16 protein-coding genes are annotated in these 21,719 nt (G+C 59.4%); 7 read left to right on the top strand and 9 right to left on the bottom strand.

Translation table 11 applies throughout. The annotated features are described in order from the left end of the window. Positions 1 to 73: 73 nt before the first annotated feature. A complete protein-coding gene (gene ppsA, locus U6037_RS09030) occupies positions 74 to 2,449 on the bottom strand; it encodes a phosphoenolpyruvate synthase (protein ID WP_322846479.1) in 2,376 nt (791 codons plus the stop codon). Between the two features lie 174 nt (positions 2,450 to 2,623). Here ppsA and U6037_RS09025 point away from each other — a divergent pair, with 174 nt between their 5' ends. Continuing rightward, complete coding sequence (locus tag U6037_RS09025) at positions 2,624 to 3,442, top strand: pyruvate, water dikinase regulatory protein (protein WP_242209488.1); 819 nt, start codon at positions 2,624 to 2,626, stop codon at positions 3,440 to 3,442. A gap of 119 nt (positions 3,443 to 3,561) precedes the next feature. Here the strand turns inward: U6037_RS09025 and U6037_RS09020 are convergent, their stop codons facing one another. Next, positions 3,562 to 4,971: a PLP-dependent aminotransferase family protein gene (locus U6037_RS09020; RefSeq protein WP_322846478.1), complete on the bottom strand. Its 1,410-nt coding sequence runs from the start codon at positions 4,969 to 4,971 to the stop codon at positions 3,562 to 3,564. 113 nt (positions 4,972 to 5,084) lie between these two features. Here U6037_RS09020 and U6037_RS09015 point away from each other — a divergent pair, with 113 nt between their 5' ends. Next, positions 5,085 to 5,990 (top strand): DMT family transporter, encoded by a 906-nt coding sequence (locus U6037_RS09015; RefSeq protein WP_322847299.1) that lies wholly within the window; start codon positions 5,085 to 5,087, stop codon positions 5,988 to 5,990. On the opposite strand, the gene prpD is transcribed toward U6037_RS09015, so the two are convergent. From prpD to U6037_RS08985, 6 genes are all read right to left on the bottom strand, one after another. Further along, positions 5,983 to 7,467, bottom strand: a complete 1,485-nt coding sequence (gene prpD, locus U6037_RS09010) for a 2-methylcitrate dehydratase (protein ID WP_322846477.1) — start codon at positions 7,465 to 7,467, stop codon at positions 5,983 to 5,985. The two genes, U6037_RS09015 and prpD, sit on opposite strands and share 8 nt — an antisense overlap. 358 nt (positions 7,468 to 7,825) lie before the next feature. Continuing rightward, entirely contained in the window at positions 7,826 to 9,016 is a 1,191-nt protein-coding gene (prpF, locus tag U6037_RS09005) for a 2-methylaconitate cis-trans isomerase PrpF (protein ID WP_322846476.1), read from the bottom strand. A 54-nt stretch (positions 9,017 to 9,070) separates the two neighbouring features. After that, complete coding sequence (gene acnD / locus U6037_RS09000; RefSeq protein WP_322846475.1) at positions 9,071 to 11,665, bottom strand: Fe/S-dependent 2-methylisocitrate dehydratase AcnD; 2,595 nt, start codon at positions 11,663 to 11,665, stop codon at positions 9,071 to 9,073. Between the two features lie 202 nt (positions 11,666 to 11,867). Beyond that, positions 11,868 to 12,995, bottom strand: coding sequence for a 2-methylcitrate synthase (gene prpC / locus U6037_RS08995; RefSeq protein WP_322846474.1), 1,128 nt, complete (start codon positions 12,993 to 12,995; stop codon positions 11,868 to 11,870). 43 nt (positions 12,996 to 13,038) lie between these two features. After that, the gene (gene prpB / locus U6037_RS08990) at positions 13,039 to 13,929 is read right to left on the bottom strand and encodes a methylisocitrate lyase (protein ID WP_034152882.1); all 891 of its coding nucleotides are present in this window, start codon (positions 13,927 to 13,929) and stop codon (positions 13,039 to 13,041) included. Continuing rightward, complete coding sequence (locus tag U6037_RS08985) at positions 13,926 to 14,648, bottom strand: GntR family transcriptional regulator (protein WP_181429361.1); 723 nt, start codon at positions 14,646 to 14,648, stop codon at positions 13,926 to 13,928. The genes prpB and U6037_RS08985 overlap by 4 nt, the downstream gene beginning before the upstream one ends. Before the next feature lie 347 nt (positions 14,649 to 14,995). Between U6037_RS08985 and U6037_RS08980 the strand changes: the two genes are divergently transcribed. From U6037_RS08980 to pabB, 4 genes are all read left to right on the top strand, one after another. Further along, positions 14,996 to 15,532 carry an ATP-dependent zinc protease gene (locus tag U6037_RS08980; protein ID WP_016983749.1) on the top strand — a complete coding sequence of 179 codons (537 nt, stop codon included), beginning with the start codon at positions 14,996 to 14,998 and terminating at the stop codon, positions 15,530 to 15,532. Between the two features lie 5 nt (positions 15,533 to 15,537). Then, positions 15,538 to 17,073, top strand: a complete 1,536-nt coding sequence (locus U6037_RS08975) for an inactive transglutaminase family protein (protein ID WP_242210107.1) — start codon at positions 15,538 to 15,540, stop codon at positions 17,071 to 17,073. Then, a complete protein-coding gene (locus U6037_RS08970) occupies positions 17,073 to 18,059 on the top strand; it encodes an alpha-L-glutamate ligase-like protein (RefSeq protein ID WP_322846473.1) in 987 nt (328 codons plus the stop codon). Before U6037_RS08975 ends, U6037_RS08970 begins: the two co-directional genes overlap by 1 nt. Positions 18,060 to 18,485: 426 nt before the next feature. Beyond that, positions 18,486 to 19,829, top strand: a complete 1,344-nt coding sequence (gene pabB / locus U6037_RS08965; RefSeq protein WP_322846472.1) for an aminodeoxychorismate synthase component I — start codon at positions 18,486 to 18,488, stop codon at positions 19,827 to 19,829. A gap of 108 nt (positions 19,830 to 19,937) precedes the next feature. Here pabB and thrH read toward each other — a convergent pair whose 3' ends face one another. Further along, entirely contained in the window at positions 19,938 to 20,555 is a 618-nt protein-coding gene (gene thrH, locus U6037_RS08960; protein ID WP_322846471.1) for a bifunctional phosphoserine phosphatase/homoserine phosphotransferase ThrH, read from the bottom strand. Positions 20,556 to 20,719: 164 nt separating this feature from the next. Between thrH and U6037_RS08955 the strand changes: the two genes are divergently transcribed. Beyond that, on the top strand, positions 20,720 to 21,454 hold the full coding sequence (locus tag U6037_RS08955) for a phosphoadenylyl-sulfate reductase (protein WP_322846470.1): 735 nt from the start codon (positions 20,720 to 20,722) through the stop codon (positions 21,452 to 21,454). The last annotated feature ends 265 nt before the right edge of the window (positions 21,455 to 21,719 follow it).

Below are 21,719 nucleotides of genomic sequence, written 5' to 3'. Positions count from 1 at the left end.
CATCTACAGGAGCCCGCCCTACTTGAATCTCAAAGCCCGCCCCCACAAAGGGAGCGGGCCGTTCACCTACTGATCAGGCCGGCGCTTGGCCTTCCGCGAGGAAGAACCAGGTTTCCAGCACGGTGTCCGGGTTCAGCGACACGCTTTCGATGCCCTGCTCCATCAGCCACTTGGCCAGATCCGGGTGGTCCGAAGGACCCTGACCGCAGATACCGATGTACTTGCCGGCCTTGTTGCACGCGGCAATCGCGTTGGCCAAGAGCTTCTTGACCGCCGGATTACGCTCGTCGAACAGGTGCGCGATGATACCGGAATCGCGGTCCAGCCCCAGGGTCAGCTGCGTCAGGTCGTTGGAACCGATCGAGAAACCGTCGAAGAATTCAAGGAACTCTTCAGCAAGAATCGCGTTGGAAGGCAGTTCGCACATCATGATCACGCGCAGACCGTTTTCGCCGCGCTTCAAGCCGTTTTCGGCGAGCAGATCGACGACCTGGCTGGCTTCGCCGAGGGTACGGACGAACGGCACCATGATTTCGACGTTGGTCAGGCCCATCTCGTTGCGCACACGTTTCAGCGCGCGGCACTCAAGTTCGAAGCAATCACGGAACGATTCGCTGATGTAACGCGAAGCGCCACGGAATCCCAGCATCGGGTTTTCTTCTTCCGGCTCGTAGAGCTTGCCGCCGATCAGGTTGGCGTATTCGTTGGACTTGAAGTCCGACAGACGCACGATGACTTTTTTCGGCGTGAACGCTGCAGCGAGGGTGCTGATGCCTTCCACCAGTTTGTCGACATAGAAACCGACCGGATCGTCGTAACCGGCGATGCGCTTGTCGACGCTGTCCTTGATTTCCTGCGGCAGACCGTCGTAGTTCAGCAGTGCTTTGGGGTGCACACCGATCATGCGGTTGATGATGAATTCCAGACGGGCCAGGCCCACACCGGCGTTCGGCAGTTGCGCGAAATCGAAAGCGCGGTCCGGGTTGCCGACGTTCATCATGATCTTGAACGGCAGCTCCGGCATGGCGTCGACGGAGTTCTTCTTGATGTCGAAGCCCAGCTCGCCTTCGAAGATGTAACCGGTATCGCCTTCGGCGCAGCTCACGGTCACACCCTGGCCATCCTTGAGCAGTTGGGTGGCGTTGCCGCAACCGACCACTGCCGGAATGCCCAGCTCACGCGCGATGATCGCCGCGTGGCAGGTACGGCCGCCACGGTTGGTGACGATGGCGCTGGCGCGTTTCATCACCGGTTCCCAGTCCGGGTCGGTCATGTCGGAAACCAGTACGTCGCCCGGCTGGACTTTGTCCATCTCAGAGACGTCCTTGATGATCCGCACTTTGCCGGCGCCGATGCGCTGGCCAATCGCGCGACCTTCAACCAGCACGGTGCCGGTTTCTTTCAACAGGTAACGTTCCATGACGTTGGCCTGGGTGCGGCTTTTCACGGTTTCCGGACGCGCCTGCACGATGTACAGCTGGCCGTCGTCACCGTCCTTGGCCCACTCGATGTCCATCGGGCAGCCGTAGTGCTTTTCGATGATCATCGCTTGCTTGGCCAGTTCGCTGACTTCAGCGTCGCTCAGGCAGAAACGCGCGCGCTCAGCCTTGTCGACATCGACGGTCTTGACCGAACGACCGGCCTTGGCCTCGTCGCCGTAGATCATCTTGATGGCTTTGCTGCCCAGGTTGCGACGCAGGATCGCCGGACGACCGGCCTCCAGCGTGCCCTTGTGCACGTAGAACTCATCCGGGTTGACCGCGCCTTGTACAACGGTTTCGCCCAGACCGTAAGCGCCGGTGATAAACACCACGTCACGGAAACCCGATTCGGTATCGAGGGTGAACATCACGCCGGCGGTGCCGGTTTCCGAACGCACCATGCGCTGCACGCCAGCCGACAGGGCGACCAGTTTGTGGTCGAAGCCCTGGTGCACGCGGTAGGAAATCGCACGGTCGTTGAACAGCGAAGCGAACACCTCTTTGGCGGCGCGGATAACGTTTTCCACACCGCGGATGTTCAGGAAGGTTTCCTGCTGACCGGCGAACGAAGCGTCCGGCAAGTCTTCGGCGGTGGCAGAAGAACGCACAGCCACGGCCACGTCAGGGTTGCCGGCCGACAGCGCGGCGAACGCGGTGCGGATCTCGGCATTCAGTTTTTCAGGGAATTCGGCTTCCATGATCCATTGACGGATCTGTGCGCCGGTTTTGGCCAGGGCGTTGACGTCGTCGACGTCGAGCGCGTCGAGGGCCGCGTGGATCTGGTCGTTGAGGCCGCTCAGTTCGAGGAAATCACGATAGGCCTGAGCCGTCGTGGCGAAGCCGCCGGGGACCGAAACACCGGCGCCTGCCAGGTTACTGATCATCTCGCCCAGGGATGCGTTCTTGCCCCCCACATGCTCAACATCGTGTTTGCCGAGCTTATCGAGGGAAACTACGTACTCTACCAAGGTGATCTCTCCACTAACTGTGTTGGAAAAGCTCAGAAACCGGCGGCCCGGGGGAGCCTCGGCCGGTTGTATGGCCTGGACCTGGAAAATAAGTGAGAATGCTGGCCAATCGCGGCCGACAAATCGCGCCTATCATATCCAGAAATGCTCATTAGCTTAAGGCCCAAGGTGCAAATGAAACGATCTGCTTTCTTCATCTCCGATGGCACCGGCATCACTGCCGAAACCCTGGGTCAAAGCCTTCTGGCGCAGTTCGAAAACATTACCTTCAGCAAATTCACGCGACCGTACATCGACAGCGTTGAAAAAGCGCGAGCCATGGTACAACAAATCAACAAAGCCGCTGAAACCGACGGCTTCCGTCCGATCATCTTCGACACCATCGTCAATCAGGACATCCGTGAGATTCTCGCAACGTCCAATGGTTTCATGATCGACATTTTCTCGACCTTCCTCGCCCCGCTGGAGCAGGAACTGACCGAGCATTCTTCCTACACCGTCGGCAAGTCGCATTCGATCGGGCACAACTCCAATTACATGGAGCGCATCGAGGCGGTCAACTTCGCTCTCGACAACGATGACGGCGCGCGCACCCACTATTACGACAAAGCCGATCTGATACTAGTGGGCGTGTCGCGATGCGGCAAAACGCCGACGTGTCTGTACATGGCCATGCAGTTCGGTATCCGCGCGGCCAACTATCCGCTGACCGAAGACGACATGGAGCGCCTGACCCTGCCGAACGCCCTGCGCGCCCATCAGCACAAGTTGTTTGGCCTGACCATCGACCCGGATCGCCTCACCGCGATCCGCAACGAGCGCAAGCCCAATAGCCGTTATTCGAGTTACGCGCAGTGCGAATTCGAAGTGCGTGAAGTAGAGAATCTGTTCCGCCGCGAGAACATCCCGCACATCAACTCCACTCATTTTTCGGTGGAAGAGATTTCGGCGAAGATTCTGGTGGAGAAAGGTGTGGAGCGGCGTTTCAAATAGTTCTGCATTGCCTGATCCGACGCCTTCGCGAGCAGGTTCGCTCCCACAGGGTTCTCGAGTGTTTGTACATTTTGCATTCACCCCTCCCTTGTGGGAGCAAGCCTGCTCGCGAAGAACGATTACACGGTCTCTGTCAGCGCCCGATTTAGAGCTTCAAAGCCTGCGAGCAGCAAGCGATCATCCCCCACCGCATTGCACACACTTACCCGAATAAATTGCGGCACTGCTGCATGTCCCACCGCAAACGCCTCAGCGGTGGCGACGAGATAGTTGTTCTCCTTCAATTCCACCGCAATCTGCGACGCCCGCCACAGCTCAGGCACTTCCACCCAGAAATGCGGACTGTAAGGGTGAGTCTTGTAGTTCAAGCCCTGCAGAACAGGCGCCACCAAGGCCTTGCGCCGAGCGATCTCGCTGATCTGTTCGTCCAGCAAACGCTCAGCCATACCGCTTTCGATCCACAGACTGGCCACTTCCATCGAGAGTGGATTGGCCATCCAGCACGTTGCGCGGATGGCGGCACTCAAACGGCCGATCAACGCTTGCGGCGCGTGCAAATAACCGATGCGCAAACCCGCTGAAACGGCCTTGCTCAGACTGCCGATCAATACCGAACGCTCCGGCGCGAAATAACTCAGCGGCAACGGGCGCTGCCGATCCAGCACTGCATGGGCTTCATCTTCAATGATCAGCAGGTTGTGCTGGCGACAGAGCTCGGCAATTGTCTCGCGCCGTGAGATCGACATGACCGCAGCCGTAGGATTCTGGATCGTCGGCGTGCAATACACGGCCGAAACCCGATGCTGACGGCAGATTTCCTCCAGTGCCGACGGCAACAGTCCTTCGTCATCCATCGCAGCGCCAACAAGTTTTATCCCAAGCTGGCGTGCGACGCCGATCAATCCCGGGTAGGACAAATGCTCGGTGACCACTGTGTCGCCGGCCTTGAGCAAGCCCATCAGCGCGCACAACAAACCATGCTGACCACCGTTGACGCACAACACCTGATCGGCATGCGGCACGAACGCCGCATGCTGCAACCAGACCGCCCCCGCCACACGATGCCGCGCCAGCCCGGCTTCGGCGGTGTAGCCGGTCAATTGCTGCAAAACGCGCGGATCGCTGGCCAGCTCCTGCAGGCTCTGGCTCATGAATGCGGCTTCCTGGCCTGGCATCGGTTGATTGCGGCTCATGTCGAAACAGGCTGACGGCTCATCGCTGACATTGCGAAAGCCTTTGTCCTGCGGCCGCTCCATCCCGCGCTGACAGGCATAAGTGCCATCTCCGACGCGGGCGACGACCAATCCCACGCGTTCCAATTCACCGTAGGCACGACTGATCGTACCGATGGTCACACCCAGGCTGTCGGCCAGCAATCGGTGCGGCGGCAACTTGCATCCCGCATCGATCACCCCTTCCTCAATGGCCTGTGCGACCGCATCGGCCAAGCGTTTGTATTTCACACCGACGCCATTGGCGAGGCCATCGCGGAGGATTGACACCATGGCAATACTTACTTTGACAGTCATTCTCGCCCCGAATAGCGTACTGAAAACAGGTTCAATCACAAATAGACTGTTTCAGCGATCAGGTCAATTCCACCGCTCGGAGAACGCACATGTCGAACGCCGTCAGCACACCGATGAATCTCAGCAAACCCTGGCTCGCCGGCCTGATCACCAGCACGCTGTTTCTGATCGTCTGTCTGAGCTGGGGCACGACGTGGCTGGGGATCAAGATTGCCGTGGAAAGCGTGCCGCCACTGACGGCCGCCGGGCTGCGTTTTCTGATTGCCTTTCCGCTGTTCCTCAGCTTCGCGCTGTTGCGCAAGGAAAGGCTGTTGTTTCCCCGGCAAAGTCGCTGGTTTTTTGTGTTCGTCACGCTGTCGTATTTCAGCCTGCCTTACTACCTGCTCAACTACGGTGAGATGCACGTATCGTCCGGCCTGACCGCACTGCTGTTCAGTTGCATGCCGGTGTTTATCCTGCTGTTTTCCGCGCTGTTTCTGCGCGAAAAAATCTATCCGTCACAAATGCTCGGCATCGCCATTGGTTTTGGCAGTCTGTTCATGATTATTCGCAGTCAGGGCCTGCATCTGGATCAGGCCGAATGGCTGGGAGTATTGGCGATTCTCTGTGCGGCGGTGATGCATGCGCTGTGCTACGTCGTGACGAAAAAACACGGCAGCGCGATCAGCGTGATCACCTACAACACGTTGCCGATCGGCATTGCCGGACTGATGTTATTTATTGTCGGACTGAGCGTCGAGACGCCGGTATTCAGTGACGTCAGCGCCCGCTCGTGGGGCGCCCTGCTGTATCTGGGACTGGTGGCATCGGTGGGCGGATTCATCGTTTACTTTTTGCTGCTTAAACGCTTGAGCCCGATCATTCTGTCGTTCGTGTTTATCATTTTCCCGGTGTTCGCCGTGATCATCGGCGCCTGGTACGAGGGGCAAACCCTGTCCCGGGAGCTGATGATCTATTCGGCGGTTTTGTTGAGCGGCTTTGCGATCACCAAATTGCCTGTGGAAAAGTGGTTCAGATAACGAACATATCCACAAAGCGGTTGACCGGGGTGGCTTCGAGCTGCGCCGGATCCTTGCACAACGCGAAGATTTCGCCGCTGCGCTGGCCGGTGAAACGTGTTGCCAGATTGGCCTTGAACTTGTCTTCCAGTAATGGAATGCCCTCGGCGCGACGTCGACGATGGCCGATCGGGTATTCCACCACGACGTTTTCAGTGCTGCTGCCGTCCTTGAAAAACACCTGCACGGCGTTGGCAATCGAGCGTTTGTCGGCCTCGAGGTATTCGCGCGTGAAACGTGGCTCTTCGACGATGACCATTTTTTCGCGCAGCACATCGATGATTGGATGCGCCCGGTGGAAATCGTCTTCGTATTGCTCGGCGACCAGATTGCCGAACGCCAGTGGCACGGCGGTCATGTACTGGATGCAGTGGTCGCGGTCGGCGGCATTGGCCAGCGGCCCGACCTTGGAAATGATGCGGATCGCCGACTCGTGGGTTGTGATGACGATTTTGTCGATTTCGTGCAAGCGATTGCGCACCTGCGGATGCAGCGTCACCGCCGCTTCGCACGCGGTTTGCGCATGAAATTCAGCGGGGAAGCTGATCTTGAACAGGACGTTTTCCATCACATAACTGCCGAATCGCCGCGAGAAACTGAAGGCGCGTTTATCTTCCGGTTTCAGCGCCAGATCGCTATTGGTATGGCTGAACAGCACGTCATAAAAGCCCCACTGTTTCGCAGTCAGCACCCCGGGAATGCCCATCTCGCCGCGCAGGGCAATGTCAGCCAGACGTACACCGCGACTCGATGCATCCCCCGCTGCCCAGGATTTTCGTGAACCGGCGTTCGGCGCATGACGATAGGTGCGCAGGGCCTGACCGTCGGCAAACGCATGGGACAACGCCGACAACAGTTGCTCGCGATTGGCGCCCATCAGTTTGGCGGTAACGGCGGTTGAGGCGACTTTCACGAGAATGACGTGATCGAGTCCTACACGGTTGAAGGAGTTTTCCAAGGCGATCACGCCTTGGATCTCGTGGGCCATGATCATCGCTTCCAGCACATCGCGAATGGTCAGCGGCGCTTCAGCGTTGGCCAGACGCTTCTGCGAAAGATGATCGGCCACCGCGAGAATCCCGCCAAGATTGTCCGAGGGATGGCCCCACTCGGCGGCGAGCCAGGTGTCGTTGTAGTCGAGCCAGCGGACGATACAGCCGATGTCCCACGCGGCTTTCACCGGGTCGAGGCGATAGGAGGTGCCGGGAACGCGTGCGCCAAACGGCACGACGGTGCCCTCGACGATTGGCCCGAGATGCTTGGTGCATTCGGGGAAACGCAGCGCCAGCAGACCGCAGCCCAGTGTGTCCATCAGGCAGTTGCGGGCGGTGTCGAGGGCTTCGGCAGAGGTGACTTTGAAGGTAAGGACGTAATCGGCGATGTCCTGCAGGACACGGTCGTAGTCGGGGCGGTTGTTCAGGTCGACGTTGGCGCTCATTGCGGTTCTCCTGTGCGGGAATGATGAGTGGGTGCGGTCTTCCTCAGAGCTTGGCGGGTTTGGATGATTGCAGGTCTGGGGTGCCTGCTCTTTTTGTGTTGTTTCAGTGAGTAGCCCCTCACCCTAGCCCTCTCCCGAGGGAGAGGGAACCGATTGGGGGATGCTGTAGAGGTTCACCGACGTGAACGATCTGCGCTGAATCCATAATCGATCTGGTCAATGCACAATCTCAAACACTTCGGTCGGCCCCTGAATCCATAATCGACTCGATCTTTCAGGTCGATGTACATCTCCAGACACCTCGGTCGGCCCCCTCTACCTCCGGGAGAGGGCTGGGGTGAGGGAAAAGGTTCGCTAGTCAGAAAGAATCTCCGGGGACGCGTACATAGCCTTCCATCAGGACACGCGCGCTACGGCTCATGATGGCTTTTTTGACGATCCACTCGCCGTTTTCCAGGCTGGCTTCGGCGCCAACGCGCAACGTCCCGGACGGATGCCCGAAGCGCACGGCATTACGTTCAACGCCACCGGCCGCGAGGTTTACCAAGGTGCCGGAGATTGCTGCAGCAGTCCCAATCGCCACCGCCGCCGTGCCCATCATCGCGTGGTGCAACTTGCCCATCGACAACGCGCGCACCAGCAAATCGACATCGCCGGCGCCAACCGCTTTGCCACTCGACGCCACGTAATCCGCAGGCCTGGCGACAAACGCGACTTTCGGCGTGTGCTGGCGTTTCGCTGCTTCATCGAGATTGGCAATCAAGCCCATGCGCAATGCGCCGTAAGCCCGAATCGTCTCAAACATCTGCAACGCTTTCGAATCACTGTTGATCGCGCTTTGCAGCTCAGTGCCGGTGTAACCGATGTCTTCGGCGTTGACGAAAATCGTCGGGATGCCGGCATTGATCATGGTTGCCTTAAAGGTGCCGATACCCGGCACTTCCAGCTCATCTACCAGGTTGCCGGTGGGGAACATCGAGCCACCGCCGCCCTCTTCCTCCGCCGCCGGATCCATGAATTCAACCTGCACTTCGGCCGCCGGAAAGGTCACGCCGTCGAGTTCGAAATCACCGGTTTCCTGCACTTCGCCGTTGGTGATCGGCACGTGGGCAATAATCGTTTTGCCGATGTTGGCCTGCCACACGCGCACCACCGCAACACCGTTGTGCGGAATGCGGCTGGCGTCGACCAGACCGTTGCTGATGGCAAACGAACCGACCGCTGCCGAGAGGTTGCCGCAATTGCCGCTCCAATCGACGAAGGGCTTGTCGATGGAGACCTGACCAAACAGGTAATCAACGTCGTGATCAGCCTTTATGCTTTTCGACAGGATCACGGTTTTGCTGGTGCTCGAAGTGGCGCCGCCCATGCCGTCGATCTGCTTGTCGTATGGATCGGGGCTGCCAATCACACGCAGCAGTAATGCGTCGCGAGCCGGGCCGGGAATCTGTGCGGCTGCGGGCAGATCCTTGAGGCTGAAAAACACGCCTTTGCTGGTACCGCCGCGCATGTAGGTGGCGGGGATCTTTATTTGTGGTGCGTGAGCCATGATGCTCCTTACCGAGGGCGCGGGACTTAAAATCCCCTGCCCACATCAGTTGATTTAAACGGCAACCGCCGACTCTTCAAGGAAGTCCTGCGCGAAGCGCTGCAACACGCCGCCGGCCTCGTAGATCGACACTTCTTCAGCGGTATCGAGACGGCAAGTCACCGGCACCTCAACGCGCTCGCCGTTCTTGCGATGGATCACCAGCGTCAGGTCCGCGCGCGGTTTGCGCTCGCCGATCACGTCGTAGGTTTCGCTGCCGTCGATGGCCAGGGTGTGACGGTCGGTGCCCGCCTTGAACTCCAGCGGCAACACGCCCATGCCCACCAGGTTGGTGCGGTGAATGCGTTCGAAACCTTCAGCGGCAATCGCTTCGACACCGGCCAGACGCACACCTTTCGCCGCCCAGTCGCGGGACGAGCCCTGACCGTAATCGGCGCCGGCGATGATGATCAGCGGCTGCTTGCGTTCCATGTAGGTTTCGATGGCTTCCCACATGCGCATCACTTTGCCTTCCGGCTCGACACGCGCCAGCGAACCCTGTTTGACCTTGCCGTTTTCCACGACCATTTCGTTGAACAGTTTCGGGTTGGCGAACGTCGCGCGTTGTGCGGTCAAGTGGTCGCCACGGTGGGTGGCGTAAGAGTTGAAGTCCTCTTCCGGCAGGCCCATTTTCGCCAGGTATTCGCCAGCGGCGCTGTCGAGCATGATCGCGTTGGATGGCGACAGGTGATCGGTGGTGATGTTGTCCGGCAGCACGGCCAGCGGGCGCATGCCTTTGAGCGGACGGGCGCCGGCCAGTGCACCTTCCCAATACGGCGGACGGCGAATGTAGGTGCTCATCTCGCGCCAGTCGTACAACGGCGTGACTTTCGGGCCGGTGTCTTCGTGGACGGCGAACATCGGAATATAGACCTGACGGAACTGCTCAGGCTTGACCGAAGACTTCACCACGGCGTCGATTTCTTCATCGCTCGGCCAGATGTCTTTGAGGCGAATTTCCTTGCCGTCGACCACGCCCAACACATCTTTTTCGATGTCGAAACGGATAGTCCCGGCGATGGCGTAGGCGACCACCAGCGGCGGCGAAGCGAGGAACGCTTGCTTGGCATACGGGTGAATGCGGCCGTCGAAGTTGCGGTTGCCCGAAAGCACGGCGGTGGCATACAGGTCGCGGTCGATGATCTCTTGCTGGATCAGCGGATCGAGCGCGCCGGACATGCCGTTGCAGGTCGTGCAGGCGAAGGCGACGACGCCGAAACCAAGCTGTTCCAGCTCTGTGGTCAGCCCCGCTTCATCGAGGTACAGCGCCACGGTTTTCGAACCCGGCGCCAGCGAAGATTTCACCCACGGCTTGCGGGTCAGACCGAGTTTGTTGGCGTTGCGCGCGAGCAGGCCGGCAGCGATGACATTGCGCGGGTTGCTGGTGTTGGTGCAACTGGTGATGGCGGCGATGATCACTGCACCGTCGGGCATTTGCCCCGGCACGTCTTCCCACTGACCGGAGATGCCTTTGGCCGCCAGATCCGCCACCGCAACGCGGGCGTGCGGGTTGCTCGGGCCGGCCATGTTGCGCACCACCGAGGACAGATCGAAGGTCAGGCCGCGCTCGTATTGCGCGCCTTTCAAGCTGTCAGCCCAGAGGCCGGTGAGCTTGGCGTATTGCTCGACCAACTGCACTTGCTGGTCTTCACGACCGGTGAGTTTCAGGTAGTCGATGGTTTGTTGGTCGATGTAGAACATCGCTGCGGTGGCGCCGTATTCCGGGGCCATGTTGGAGATGGTCGCGCGGTCGCCGAGGGTCAGCGCAGCGGCGCCTTCGCCGAAGAACTCCAGCCATGCGCCAACGACCTTTTGTTTGCGCAGGTATTCGGTCAGCGCCAGCACCATGTCGGTGGCGGTGATACCCGGTTGCAGCTTGCCGGTCAGTTCAACACCGACGCTCTCCGGCAGACGCATCCACGACGCGCGACCAAGCATTACGCTCTCGGCTTCGAGGCCGCCAACGCCGATGGCGATCACGCCCAGCGCATCGACATGCGGTGTGTGGCTGTCGGTACCAACGCAGGTGTCCGGGAACGCTACGCCTTCACGCACTTGGATCACCGGAGACATTTTCTCCAGGTTGATCTGGTGCATGATGCCGTTGCCCGGCGGTATCACATCAACGTTCTTGAAGGCCTTTTTGGTCCAGTTGATGAAGTGGAAACGGTCTTCGTTGCGCCGGTCTTCGATGGCGCGGTTTTTCTCGAATGCTTGCTTGTCGAAACCACCCGCCTCCACCGCCAGCGAGTGGTCGACGATCAGTTGCGTCGGCACCACCGGGTTGACTTGCGCCGGGTCACCGCCCTGCAAAGCGATGGCGTCGCGCAGGCCGGCGAGGTCGACCAGCGCGGTCTGGCCGAGGATGTCGTGGCAGACCACACGGGCCGGGAACCACGGGAAGTCGAGGTCGCGTTTGCGCTCGATCAATTGCTTGAGGGAGTCGGTGAGCGTGGCCGGGTCGCAGCGACGCACGAGGTTTTCCGCCAGCACGCGGGAGGTGTACGGCAGAGTGTCGTAACTGCCGGGCTGAATCGCTTCGACTGCCGCGCGGGCGTCGAAATAATCCAGAGGGCTGCCGGGCAGGGTTTTGCGGAATTCTGTGTTCATCGGGTCAGGACTCGGGTCACGATGGTTTCAAAGGGTGGGCAGACGCCAGACTCAAGATTCACACCGTCCCTTGTAGGAGTGAGCCTGCTCGCGATAGCGGTAGATCAGTCGACATCGATGGTGAATGTCAGTCCGTCATCGCGAGCAGGCTCACTCCTACAGGGATTTGCGGTGGTTTCAAGGATCGGGTCAGCTCACCATTTCAGCGACGTTCGATTGGCACGAACTTGCGCTGTTCAACGCCGATGTACTCGGCGCTCGGACGGATGATGCGGTTGTTGGCGCGCTGTTCGAACACGTGCGCAGCCCAGCCGGTCAGGCGCGAGCAGACGAAGATCGGCGTGAACAGCTTGGTCGGGATGCCCATGAAGTGGTACGCCGAGGCATGGTAGAAATCGGCGTTGGGGAACAACTTTTTCTGCTCCCACATGGTCTTGTCGATGGCTTCCGAGACCGGAAACAACACCTTGTCACCGACTTCGTCCGCGAGCTTTTTCGACCAGCCCTTGATCACCTCGTTGCGCGGATCGCTGTCCTTATAGATCGCGTGGCCGAAGCCCATGATCTTGTCCTTGCGCTCAAGCATGCCGAGGGTGCCTTTGATCGCCTCTTCCGGCGACGAGAAGCGCTCGATCATTTCCATCGCTGCTTCATTGGCGCCGCCGTGCAGCGGGCCACGCAGCGAACCGATGGCTGCGGTGACGCAGGAATACAGATCGGACAGGGTCGAAGCGCAAACGCGCGCAGTGAAGGTCGAGGCATTGAATTCGTGCTCGGCGTAAAGGATCAGCGAGACGTTCATCACTTTGACGTGCAGCTCGCTTGGCTTCTTGTCGTGCAGCAAGTGCAGGAAGTGGCCGCCGAGGGTCGGCTCGTCGCTCACGCAATTGATGCGTTTGCCATCGTGGCTGAAGCGATACCAGTAACACATGATCGCCGGGAACGCGGCGAGCAGGCGGTCAGTCTTGTCGCGCTGTTCGGAGAAATCTTTCTCCGGCTCAATGTTGCCGAGGAACGAGCAACCGGTGCGCATCACGTCCATCGGGTGGGCGTCGGCGGGGATGCGTTCGAGCACTTCTTTCAGCGCTTGCGGCAGGTCGCGCAGCTTGCTCAGTTTGCCTTGGTATTCGTCGAGTTGCGCCTTCGTCGGCAGTTCGCCGTAGAGCAGCAGGTACGCGACTTCTTCAAATTGCGCATCGGCTGCCAGTTCGCGCACGTCGTAGCCGCGATAGGTCAGCCCGGCACCGGCCTGGCCCACGGTGGACAATGCGGTTTGCCCGGCGACCTGGCCACGGAGCCCGGCGCCACTGAGTACTTTTGCTTCGGCCATTGTTTTCTCCAATCTTGAATTTATTAGGGAGTGTGGCTGCGGCTTACTTCTTCGCCGCAAACAACGCATCGAGCTTCTGCTCGAAGGTGTGGTAATCGATGCGATCGTAAAGCTCCATGCGAGTCTGCATGGTGTCGATGACATTCTGTTGCGTGCCGTCGCGGCGGATCGCGGTGTAGACGTTTTCCGCCGCCTTGTTCATCGCGCGGAACGCCGACAGTGGATAGAGCACCAGCGACACGTCAGCGCCGGCCAATTGCTCGGTGGTGTACAGCGGCGTCGCGCCGAACTCGGTGATGTTGGCCAGGATCGGCGCTTTCACACGGTTGGCGAACAGCTTGTACATCTCCAGTTCAGTGATGGCTTCCGGGAAGATCATGTCGGCGCCAGCCTCGATACACGCCGCTGCGCGATCGAGTGCCGATTCCAGACCTTCCACCGCCAGCGCATCGGTACGCGCCATGATCACGAAGCTGTCATCGGTGCGGGCATCGACGGCAGCTTTGATGCGGTCGACCATTTCCTGCTGACTGACGATCTCTTTATTAGGACGGTGGCCGCAGCGTTTGGCGCCGACCTGATCCTCGATGTGAATCGCCGCCGCGCCGAACTTGATCATCGACTTGACGGTGCGCGCCACATTGAACGCCGACGAGCCGAAACCGGTGTCGACGTCGACCAGCAACGGCAGATCGCAAACGTCAGTGATGCGGCGTACGTCGGTCAGCACGTCATCCAGACCGGTGATGCCCAGGTCCGGCACGCCGAGCGAGCCTGCGGCCACCCCGCCACCGGACAGGTAGATCGCCTTGAAACCGGCGCGCTTGGCCAGCAGCGCGTGGTTGGCGTTGATCGCGCCGACCACTTGCAATGGGTGCTCGCTGGCGACCGCATCGCGGAAACGCTGGCCTGGAGTGCTGTGCTTGGAACTCATGACTCACCTCGTTCAGTGGCTGTCTTATTGTGGGCGCCGTCCTGGTAATGACGGGCGATGTTGCGTTTCGAGGCGCCGATGTGACGGCGCATCAACAATTCCGCGAGCTCGCCGTCACGGTCGGCGATGGCATCGAGAATCCGGTGGTGTTCGGCAAACGCCTGACGCGGACGGTTCGGCGTGGTCGAGAACTGGATGCGGTACATGCGCACCAGTTGATAGAGCTCGCCGCAGAGCATCTGCGTCAGCGTGCGGTTGCCGCTGCCCTGGATGATCCGGTAGTGGAAGTCGAAATCGCCTTCCTGCTGGTAGTAGCCGACGCCGGCCTGAAACGCGGCGTCGCGCTCGTGGGTTTCCAGCACCCGGCGCAGTTCGTCGATTTCTTCGACGCTCATGCGTTCGGCTGCAAGACGGCAGGCCATGCCTTCGAGGGATTCGCGGATTTCGTAGAGCTCGAGCAATTCGGCATGGCTGAGCGAGACCACCCGCGCGCCGACGTGCGGCACGCGCACCAGCAAGCGCTGGCCTTCCAGGCGATGAATCGCCTCACGCAATGGCCCACGGCTGATGCCGTAGGTGCGCGCCAGCTCCGGCTCGGAGATTTTGCTGCCCGGGGCGATCTCGCCTTTGACGATAGCCGCCTGTATGCGCCGGAAGACGTTTTCCGAGAGTGTCTCGGAATCGTCGCCGTTGATGACCGGGGGATCGAGTTGATCCAGCATGATTGTCGACACCTTTAAATCCAATGCGGCAAAAACTAGCCAATTCGCCCGCATCAGTCAAAGGATAAATAGGTATTGTCGACAATCGTCTAATAACCTTAAAAGATCGCAGCCTTCGGCAGCTCCTACAGGGATCAGTGTAGGAGCTGCCGCAGGCTGCGATCTTCTGATCTTCTATAGACCGCCCCCAGCGCTGGCGCCATAAAACCACCGTGCTAGAATGCCGCCCGCATTTGCTGGCCATTTGTACGGCTTGTCATAAAAAGCTGATAGGCACACGAAGGGCCTTGCGCAAGTTTTGCCAAGGACCTGAACCGAAAACGGAACGCTGCGCACCAGGATTTATGAGACTCAAGCCTTTTCCCACATTCTTTGCCCTGTTTTGCCTGCCCGGCCTCGCCGCAGCGGGGGAAAAAACCGTGTACGGCCTCAACGAATACGCTTCGCTTGACGGCATCAATCTCGAAGTCGCGGCCAAACTCGATACCGGCGCGAAAACCGCCTCGCTGAGTGCCCGCGACATCAAACGCTTTAAACGCAACGGTGAGTCCTGGGTACGTTTCTACCTGGCGATCGACGCCGCGCATTCGCACCCGATCGAACGGCCGCTGGCCCGGGTCAGCAAAATCAAGCGCCGTGCCGGCGACTACGACCCGGAAGAAGGCAAGAAGTACACCGCCCGTCCGGTGATCGAGCTGGATATCTGCATGGGATCGGCAATGCGCAGCATCGAAGTGAACCTGACCGACCGAAGTGCGTTCCAATATCCGCTTTTGATTGGCTCCGAAGCGCTGAAACGCTTCGATGCGCTGGTCGATCCAAGCCTTAAATACGCTGCCGGCAAACCCGCCTGCACCATCGCCGCTCATACCGCCGAGTAATTTCCATGCGTTCTCTAACCTTCCACCTGAAAATCCTGATCACCATTCTGGTGCTCCTGGGCGTTTCGGTTACGGCCTATCAGATTTTCGTGCTCGGCATCCCGGTGACCGAAGATGCAACCGACGACTTGTGGAACATCGACGCCAAGGTCGAGTTCGTCGCCAGCACCAAGGATCCGGTGAAGATCCAGATGTTCGTGCCACCGTTGAGCCGCGATTACGTCAGCCTCAACGAAAGCTTTATCTCCAACAACTACGGCGTCGCCGTGAACCGCGTCGACGGCAACCGCAAAGTCACCTGGTCAGCGCGCCGGGCGAAGGGCAATCAGACTCTTTATTACCGCCTGGTGCTGACCAAGCGTTACACCGCTGAAAAATCCAAAGTCAAAGGCCCGACCTTCCGCGACAGCATGGCCATCGAAGGCCCTGAGAAAATCGCCGCCGAAGCCCTGCTTGCACCGATCCGCCAGCACTCGGCCGACGTCGAAACCTTTATTGGCGAGGCGATCAAACGCGTCAACAACCTCAACGATGACAACGTGAAACTGCTGCTGGCCGGCGATCCATCGACCGCGCACAAAGCCAAAATCGTCGAACTGCTGCTGTCCATCGCCCACGTCCCGGTGGAAAAAGTCCACACCATCCGCCTCGTCGCCGATCAGCCGCAAACGCCTGAACTGTGGCTGCGCAGCTTCAACGGCAACGACTGGCTGTACTTCAACCCGGAAACCGGCGAGCAAGGTCTGCCAACCGATCGCCTGCTGTGGTGGACTGGCGATGAAAACCTGATCACCGTCGACGGCGGCAAGAAAGCCAATGTGACCTTCAGCCTCAACAACAGCGAGATGAACGCCATTCGTCTGGCCAAGCTGACCGACGAAAACACCGACGCCAACTTCCTCGAATACTCGCTGTACGGCTTGCCGCTACAGACCCAGCAGACCTTCATGATCATGGTGATGATCCCGATCGGCGTGCTGGTGATCCTGATCCTGCGCAACCTGATCGGCCTGCAGACCCTCGGCACGTTTACCCCGGTACTGATCGCCCTCGCCTTCCGCGAAACGCAGCTGGGCTTCGGCATTCTGCTGTTTACCGTGATCACGGCGCTGGGCCTGTCATTACGTTCGTATCTGGAACACCTGAAGCTGCAAATGCTGCCGCGACTCTCGGTGGTGTTGACCTTTGTCGTGGTGCTGATCGCGGCGATCAGTCTGTTCAGCCATAAACTCGGTCTGGAGCGTGGCTTGTCTGTAGCGCTGTTCCCGATGGTGATTCTGACCATGACTATCGAACGCCTGTCGATCACCTGGGAAGAACGCGGCGCCAACCATGCGCTGAAAGTCGCGATCGGCACGCTGTTCGCCGCGTCCCTGGCGCACCTGATCATGACCGTGCCGGAGCTGGTTTACTTCGTGTTCACCTTCCCGGCGATCCTGCTGATTCTGGTCGGTTTCATGCTGGCGATGGGTCGCTATCGCGGCTATCGCCTGACCGAACTGGTGCGCTTCAAGGCTTTCCTGAAGAAGGCTGACGCCTGATGTTCGGTTTCTGGAAGACCTGGAAGGCGCTGGAGGCGCGGGGCATCATGGGCATCAATCGGCGTAACGCCGATTACGTGCTCAAGTACAACAAGCGCAGTCTGTACCCGATCGTCGATGACAAGATCATCACCAAGGAGCGCGCCATCGAGGCTGGCATCCATGTGCCGGAACTGTATGGCGTGATCTCCACCGAGAAGGAAATCGACAAGCTCGACGAGATCATCGGCGGGCGCAACGATTTCGTGATCAAACCGGCGCAGGGCGCGGGCGGTGACGGCATCATCGTGATTGCCGACCGCTTCGAGGGCCGCTATCGCACGGTATCGGGCAAGATCCTCGCCCACGAAGAGCTTGAGCATCACATCTCGAGCATCCTCACCGGCCTGTATTCGCTGGGTGGTCACCGTGATCGGGCGCTGATCGAATACCGCGTGACCCCGGATCAGATCTTCAAAAGCATCAGCTACGAAGGCGTGCCGGATATCCGCATCATCGTGTTGATGGGCTATCCGGTGATGGCGATGTTGCGTTTGCCGACCCGGCAGTCCGGCGGCAAGGCCAACCTGCACCAGGGCGCCATCGGTGTCGGCGTCGATCTGGCGACCGGGCTTACTTTGCGCGGCACCTGGCTGAACAACATCATCACCAAACACCCCGACACCACCAACGCGGTGGACGGCGTGCAACTGCCCTACTGGGACGGTTTCATGAAACTCGCGGCGGGCTGTTATGAGCTGTGCGGGTTGGGCTATATCGGCGTTGATATGGTGCTGGATCAGGAAAAAGGTCCGCTGATTCTTGAGTTGAATGCGCGGCCGGGGCTGAATATTCAGATCGCTAACGACTGTGGGCTGACGTTGCGTACCCATGCCGTCGAGGCGCGTCTGGAAGAGCTGAAGGCGCGTGGAGTGACGGAGTCGGTTGAAGAGCGCGTGGCGTTTACTCAGGAAATGTTTGGGCATATTCCGGCCGTCGAAGGCTAAAAGCTCAAGAGCTGAAAAGCTAAAAGCCCCTCACCCTAGCCCTCTCCCGGAGGGAGAGGGGACTGACCGAGGTGGATGTTGGAGGTACGCCGACCTGAACGTCTTGAGTCGAACTCAAGCCTTGAAAAGCATGAAGATCGGCTCCCTCCCCCAAGATATCAAGCCGAACCCTGGCCTTGAAAAGCATGCAGATCGGCTCCTCCCCCAAGATATCGAGTCGAACTCTGGCCTTGAAAAGCATGCAGATCGGCTCCTCCCCCAAGATATCGAGCCGAACCCAAGTTTTGAAAAGCCCCCGATCTGCTCCCTTTCCCCCTCGCCCCCTTGGGGGAGAGGGTTGGGGTGAGGGGGAGGCTTTTGACTTTGATCTGGCATCGGAGAGGACTACAATCCCCACCCCGCCTCAACGGCCGATCTGCCCCGCCCATGTTGACCTGTTCCGTACATCCCCTGCCCTATCGCGCCAATCCCGCCGGCTATTTCGCGGCCATCCGCAACGCGCCCGGCGCCGTGCTGCTCGACAGTGGCCGCCCGAGCGCTGACCGTGGCCGTTATGACCTGCTCAGCGCCTGGCCGCTGGAACAACTGGCGGTGTTGCCGGACGAGAGCGGCGAGCACTTCCTGCAACGTCTGCGGAACAATCTGAGTCGCCTGGGCGAGGCTGATTTGCCAGCAGGTTTCGAGCTGCCATTCGCGGGCGGCTTGATCGGCTACCTGAGCTACGACTTCGGCCGGCATCTGGAAAACCTGCCGAGCCAGTCCCGCGATGATCTGCAGCTGCCGGATGCACGTTTTGGCCTGTACCACTGGGCACTGATCAGCGATCACCAGGCGGCCACCAGCCAATTGGTCTTCCACCCGTCGGTGATCGATAGCGAGAAACAGCGGCTGATTGCGTTGTTCACGCAGCCAGTCGCCAGTGCACTGACCCCGTTCAAACTGAACCAGCCGATGGCCGCCGATCTCTCGGCCGACGATTACCGTCAGGCGTTCGAACGCATTCAGCATTACATCCAGGCCGGCGACTGCTATCAGGTCAATTTCGCTCAGCGTTTCCGTGCGTCGTGTCAGGGCGACCCGTGGCTGGCGTACTGCAAATTGCGCGAAGCCTGCCCGACGCCGTTTTCCGGTTTCCAGAGCCTGCCCGACGGCGGCGCCGTGTTGAGCCTGTCACCCGAGCGCTTCGTCAAAGTCAGCGAACGTCAGGTGGAAACCCGCCCGATCAAAGGCACCCGTCCGCGTGGCCTGACACCCGCCGAAGACGCTGCCAACGCCGCCGAACTGCTGGCCAGCCCCAAGGATCGCGCGGAAAACCTGATGATCGTTGATCTGCTGCGCAACGACCTCGGCCGCACCTGCCGCATTGGTTCGGTGCGGGTGCCGGAGTTGTTTAGCCTGGAAAGCTATCCGAACGTGCATCACCTGGTCAGCAGCGTGACCGGTGAACTGGCGGATGACCGCGACGCGCTGGATTTGATTGCCGGCAGCTTCCCCGGCGGCTCGATTACCGGCGCACCAAAGATTCGCGCAATGCAGATCATCGATGAGCTGGAACCGACCCGGCGCGGCTTGTATTGCGGTTCGTTGCTGTACCTGGACGTGCGCGGCGAAATGGACAGTTCCATCGCGATCCGCAGTCTGCTGGTCAAGGATGGTCAGGTGTGCTGCTGGGGCGGTGGCGGGATTGTTGCGGATTCGGACTGGCAGGCTGAGTATCAGGAGTCGATCACCAAAGTCAGAATCCTCCTCGACACCCTGCAGAACCTCTGAATGACACAACCCGTGTAGGAGCTGCCGAAGGCTGCGATCTTTTGATCTTGATCCTGAAAAACCAGATCAAAAGATCGCAGCCTTCGGCAGCTCCTACAGGGGTATTCATTACAAACTCAATTCTCTGTTAGAAGCTTTGATGAACTCCTGCTTCAACTCGGCAAAGGTATGCACCGCCGGGAACTGCGGAAACTCGCGAATCACATTCTCCGGCGCATGAAACAGAATCCCGGCATCCGCCTCGCCCAGCATCGTCGTGTCGTTATACGAATCCCCCGCCGCGATCACCCGGTAATACAGGCTCTTGAACGCCAGCACCGACTGGCGCTTCGGATCTTTCTGACGCAACTGATAGCTGGTCACTCGCCCGGTTTCATCCGTTATCAGACGATGGCAAAGCAAGGTCGGGAAACCCAGTTGACGCATCAGCGGCTGTGAGAACTCGTAAAACGTGTCTGACAGAATCACCACCTGAAAGCGTTCGCGCAGCCAATTGACGAACTCCACTGCGCCGTCCAGCGGCTTCAATGTGGCGATCACTTCCTGAATGTCCGACAGCTTCAAGCCGTGCTCATCGAGGATGCGCAGACGCTGCTTCATCAGCACGTCGTAATCGGGAATGTCCCGGGTGGTAGCCTTGAGGGAGTCGATTCCGGTTTTTTCGGCGAAGGCGATCCAGATTTCCGGCACCAACACCCCTTCAAGATCCAGGCAAGCAATTTCCACAAGACACTCCCGTTTGTATTGATTATTTGAGTCGAGCGAGGCCGAACTCTAGCGACTCACATCCACACGCGCAACGCACAGCGCGCCCCGAGCCTCGCAGCTTTTTGTTAACATCGGCCCCATATAGAGCGCCCAGCGCCACCGACCTGTAGGAAGCCGCCCTGATGAGCCCAACGTTCGACGTCGTGGAACTCGCCACGACCTATGCCAACAAATCCGCCCAAGACATCCTCAAACTCGCGTTTGCCGAGTTCGGCGACGATCTGTGGATATCTTTCAGCGGCGCCGAGGATGTGGTGCTGGTGGACATGGCCTGGAAGCTCAACAAGAACGTCAAGGTGTTCAGCCTCGACACCGGTCGCCTGCACCCGGAGACCTATCGCTTCATCGATCAAGTGCGCGAGCACTACAAGATCGACATCGAACTGGTGTCCCCGGACTACACGAAACTGGAACCGTTCGTGAAGGAAAAAGGCCTGTTCAGTTTCTACAAGGACGGCCACGGCGAATGCTGTGGCATCCGCAAGATCGAACCACTGCGCCGCAAGCTGTCCGGCGTCAAAGCCTGGGCCACCGGCCAGCGCCGCGACCAGAGCCCAGGCACTCGCAGCGCCGTGGCAGCGATGGAAATCGACACCGCGTTCTCCACGCCGGAGCGCACCCTGTACAAGTTCAACCCGTTGGCACAGATGACCAGCGAAGAGATCTGGGGTTACATCCGCATGCTCGAACTGCCGTACAACAGCCTGCATGAGCGCGGCTTCATCAGCATCGGCTGCGAACCATGCACCCGCCCGGTGTTGCCGAACCAACATGAGCGCGAGGGGCGTTGGTGGTGGGAAGAAGCGACGCAGAAAGAATGCGGGTTGCATGCGGGCAATATCATTAGCAAGGCCTGATCTCCAATTCCAGTGACATCCCCTGTGGGAGCGAGCCTACCCGCGAATGCGTAGTGTCAATCGACATATTCGTTGACTGACACTACGCATTCGCGAGCAGGCTCGCTCCCACATTTCGCACCTGCGCGACCTTAAAAACGTGTACACACGAATGTCACCATCGGTGCCATTTATGTGTGCACTTTTTTGTTTACGCGCCCTGAAAAGTTACATCCCGCCTGAATAATCCTCGCTCACGTCTGCCGACAAAATCCCCCGCCTAAAA

This window comes from Pseudomonas sp. B33.4, from assembly GCF_034555375.1.
GTDB lineage: Bacteria > Pseudomonadota > Gammaproteobacteria > Pseudomonadales > Pseudomonadaceae > Aquipseudomonas.
Note: the sequence above shows the minus strand (reverse complement) of the source record. Positions and strands in the feature narration are given on the sequence as shown.

Bases quoted from the DNA above. Each gene is read 5' to 3' on its own strand.
- U6037_RS08975 (WP_242210107.1), top strand. From the start codon at position 15,538: ATGCGTTCTCTAACCTTCCACCTGAAAATCCTGATCACCATTCTGGTG.
- prpF (WP_322846476.1), bottom strand. From the start codon at position 9,016: ATGGCTCACGCACCACAAATAAAGATCCCCGCCACCTACATGCGCGGC.
- U6037_RS09015 (WP_322847299.1), top strand. From the start codon at position 5,085: ATGAATCTCAGCAAACCCTGGCTCGCCGGCCTGATCACCAGCACGCTG.
- prpB (WP_034152882.1), bottom strand. From the start codon at position 13,929: ATGAGTTCCAAGCACAGCACTCCAGGCCAGCGTTTCCGCGATGCGGTC.
- U6037_RS09025 (WP_242209488.1), top strand. From the start codon at position 2,624: ATGAAACGATCTGCTTTCTTCATCTCCGATGGCACCGGCATCACTGCC.
- prpD (WP_322846477.1), bottom strand. From the start codon at position 7,467: ATGAGCGCCAACGTCGACCTGAACAACCGCCCCGACTACGACCGTGTC.
- prpC (WP_322846474.1), bottom strand. From the start codon at position 12,995: ATGGCCGAAGCAAAAGTACTCAGTGGCGCCGGGCTCCGTGGCCAGGTC.
- acnD (WP_322846475.1), bottom strand. From the start codon at position 11,665: ATGAACACAGAATTCCGCAAAACCCTGCCCGGCAGCCCTCTGGATTAT.
- U6037_RS08955 (WP_322846470.1), top strand. From the start codon at position 20,720: ATGAGCCCAACGTTCGACGTCGTGGAACTCGCCACGACCTATGCCAAC.
- U6037_RS08980 (WP_016983749.1), top strand. From the start codon at position 14,996: ATGAGACTCAAGCCTTTTCCCACATTCTTTGCCCTGTTTTGCCTGCCC.
- pabB (WP_322846472.1), top strand. From the start codon at position 18,486: ATGTTGACCTGTTCCGTACATCCCCTGCCCTATCGCGCCAATCCCGCC.
- U6037_RS09020 (WP_322846478.1), bottom strand. From the start codon at position 4,971: ATGACTGTCAAAGTAAGTATTGCCATGGTGTCAATCCTCCGCGATGGC.
- U6037_RS08970 (WP_322846473.1), top strand. From the start codon at position 17,073: ATGTTCGGTTTCTGGAAGACCTGGAAGGCGCTGGAGGCGCGGGGCATC.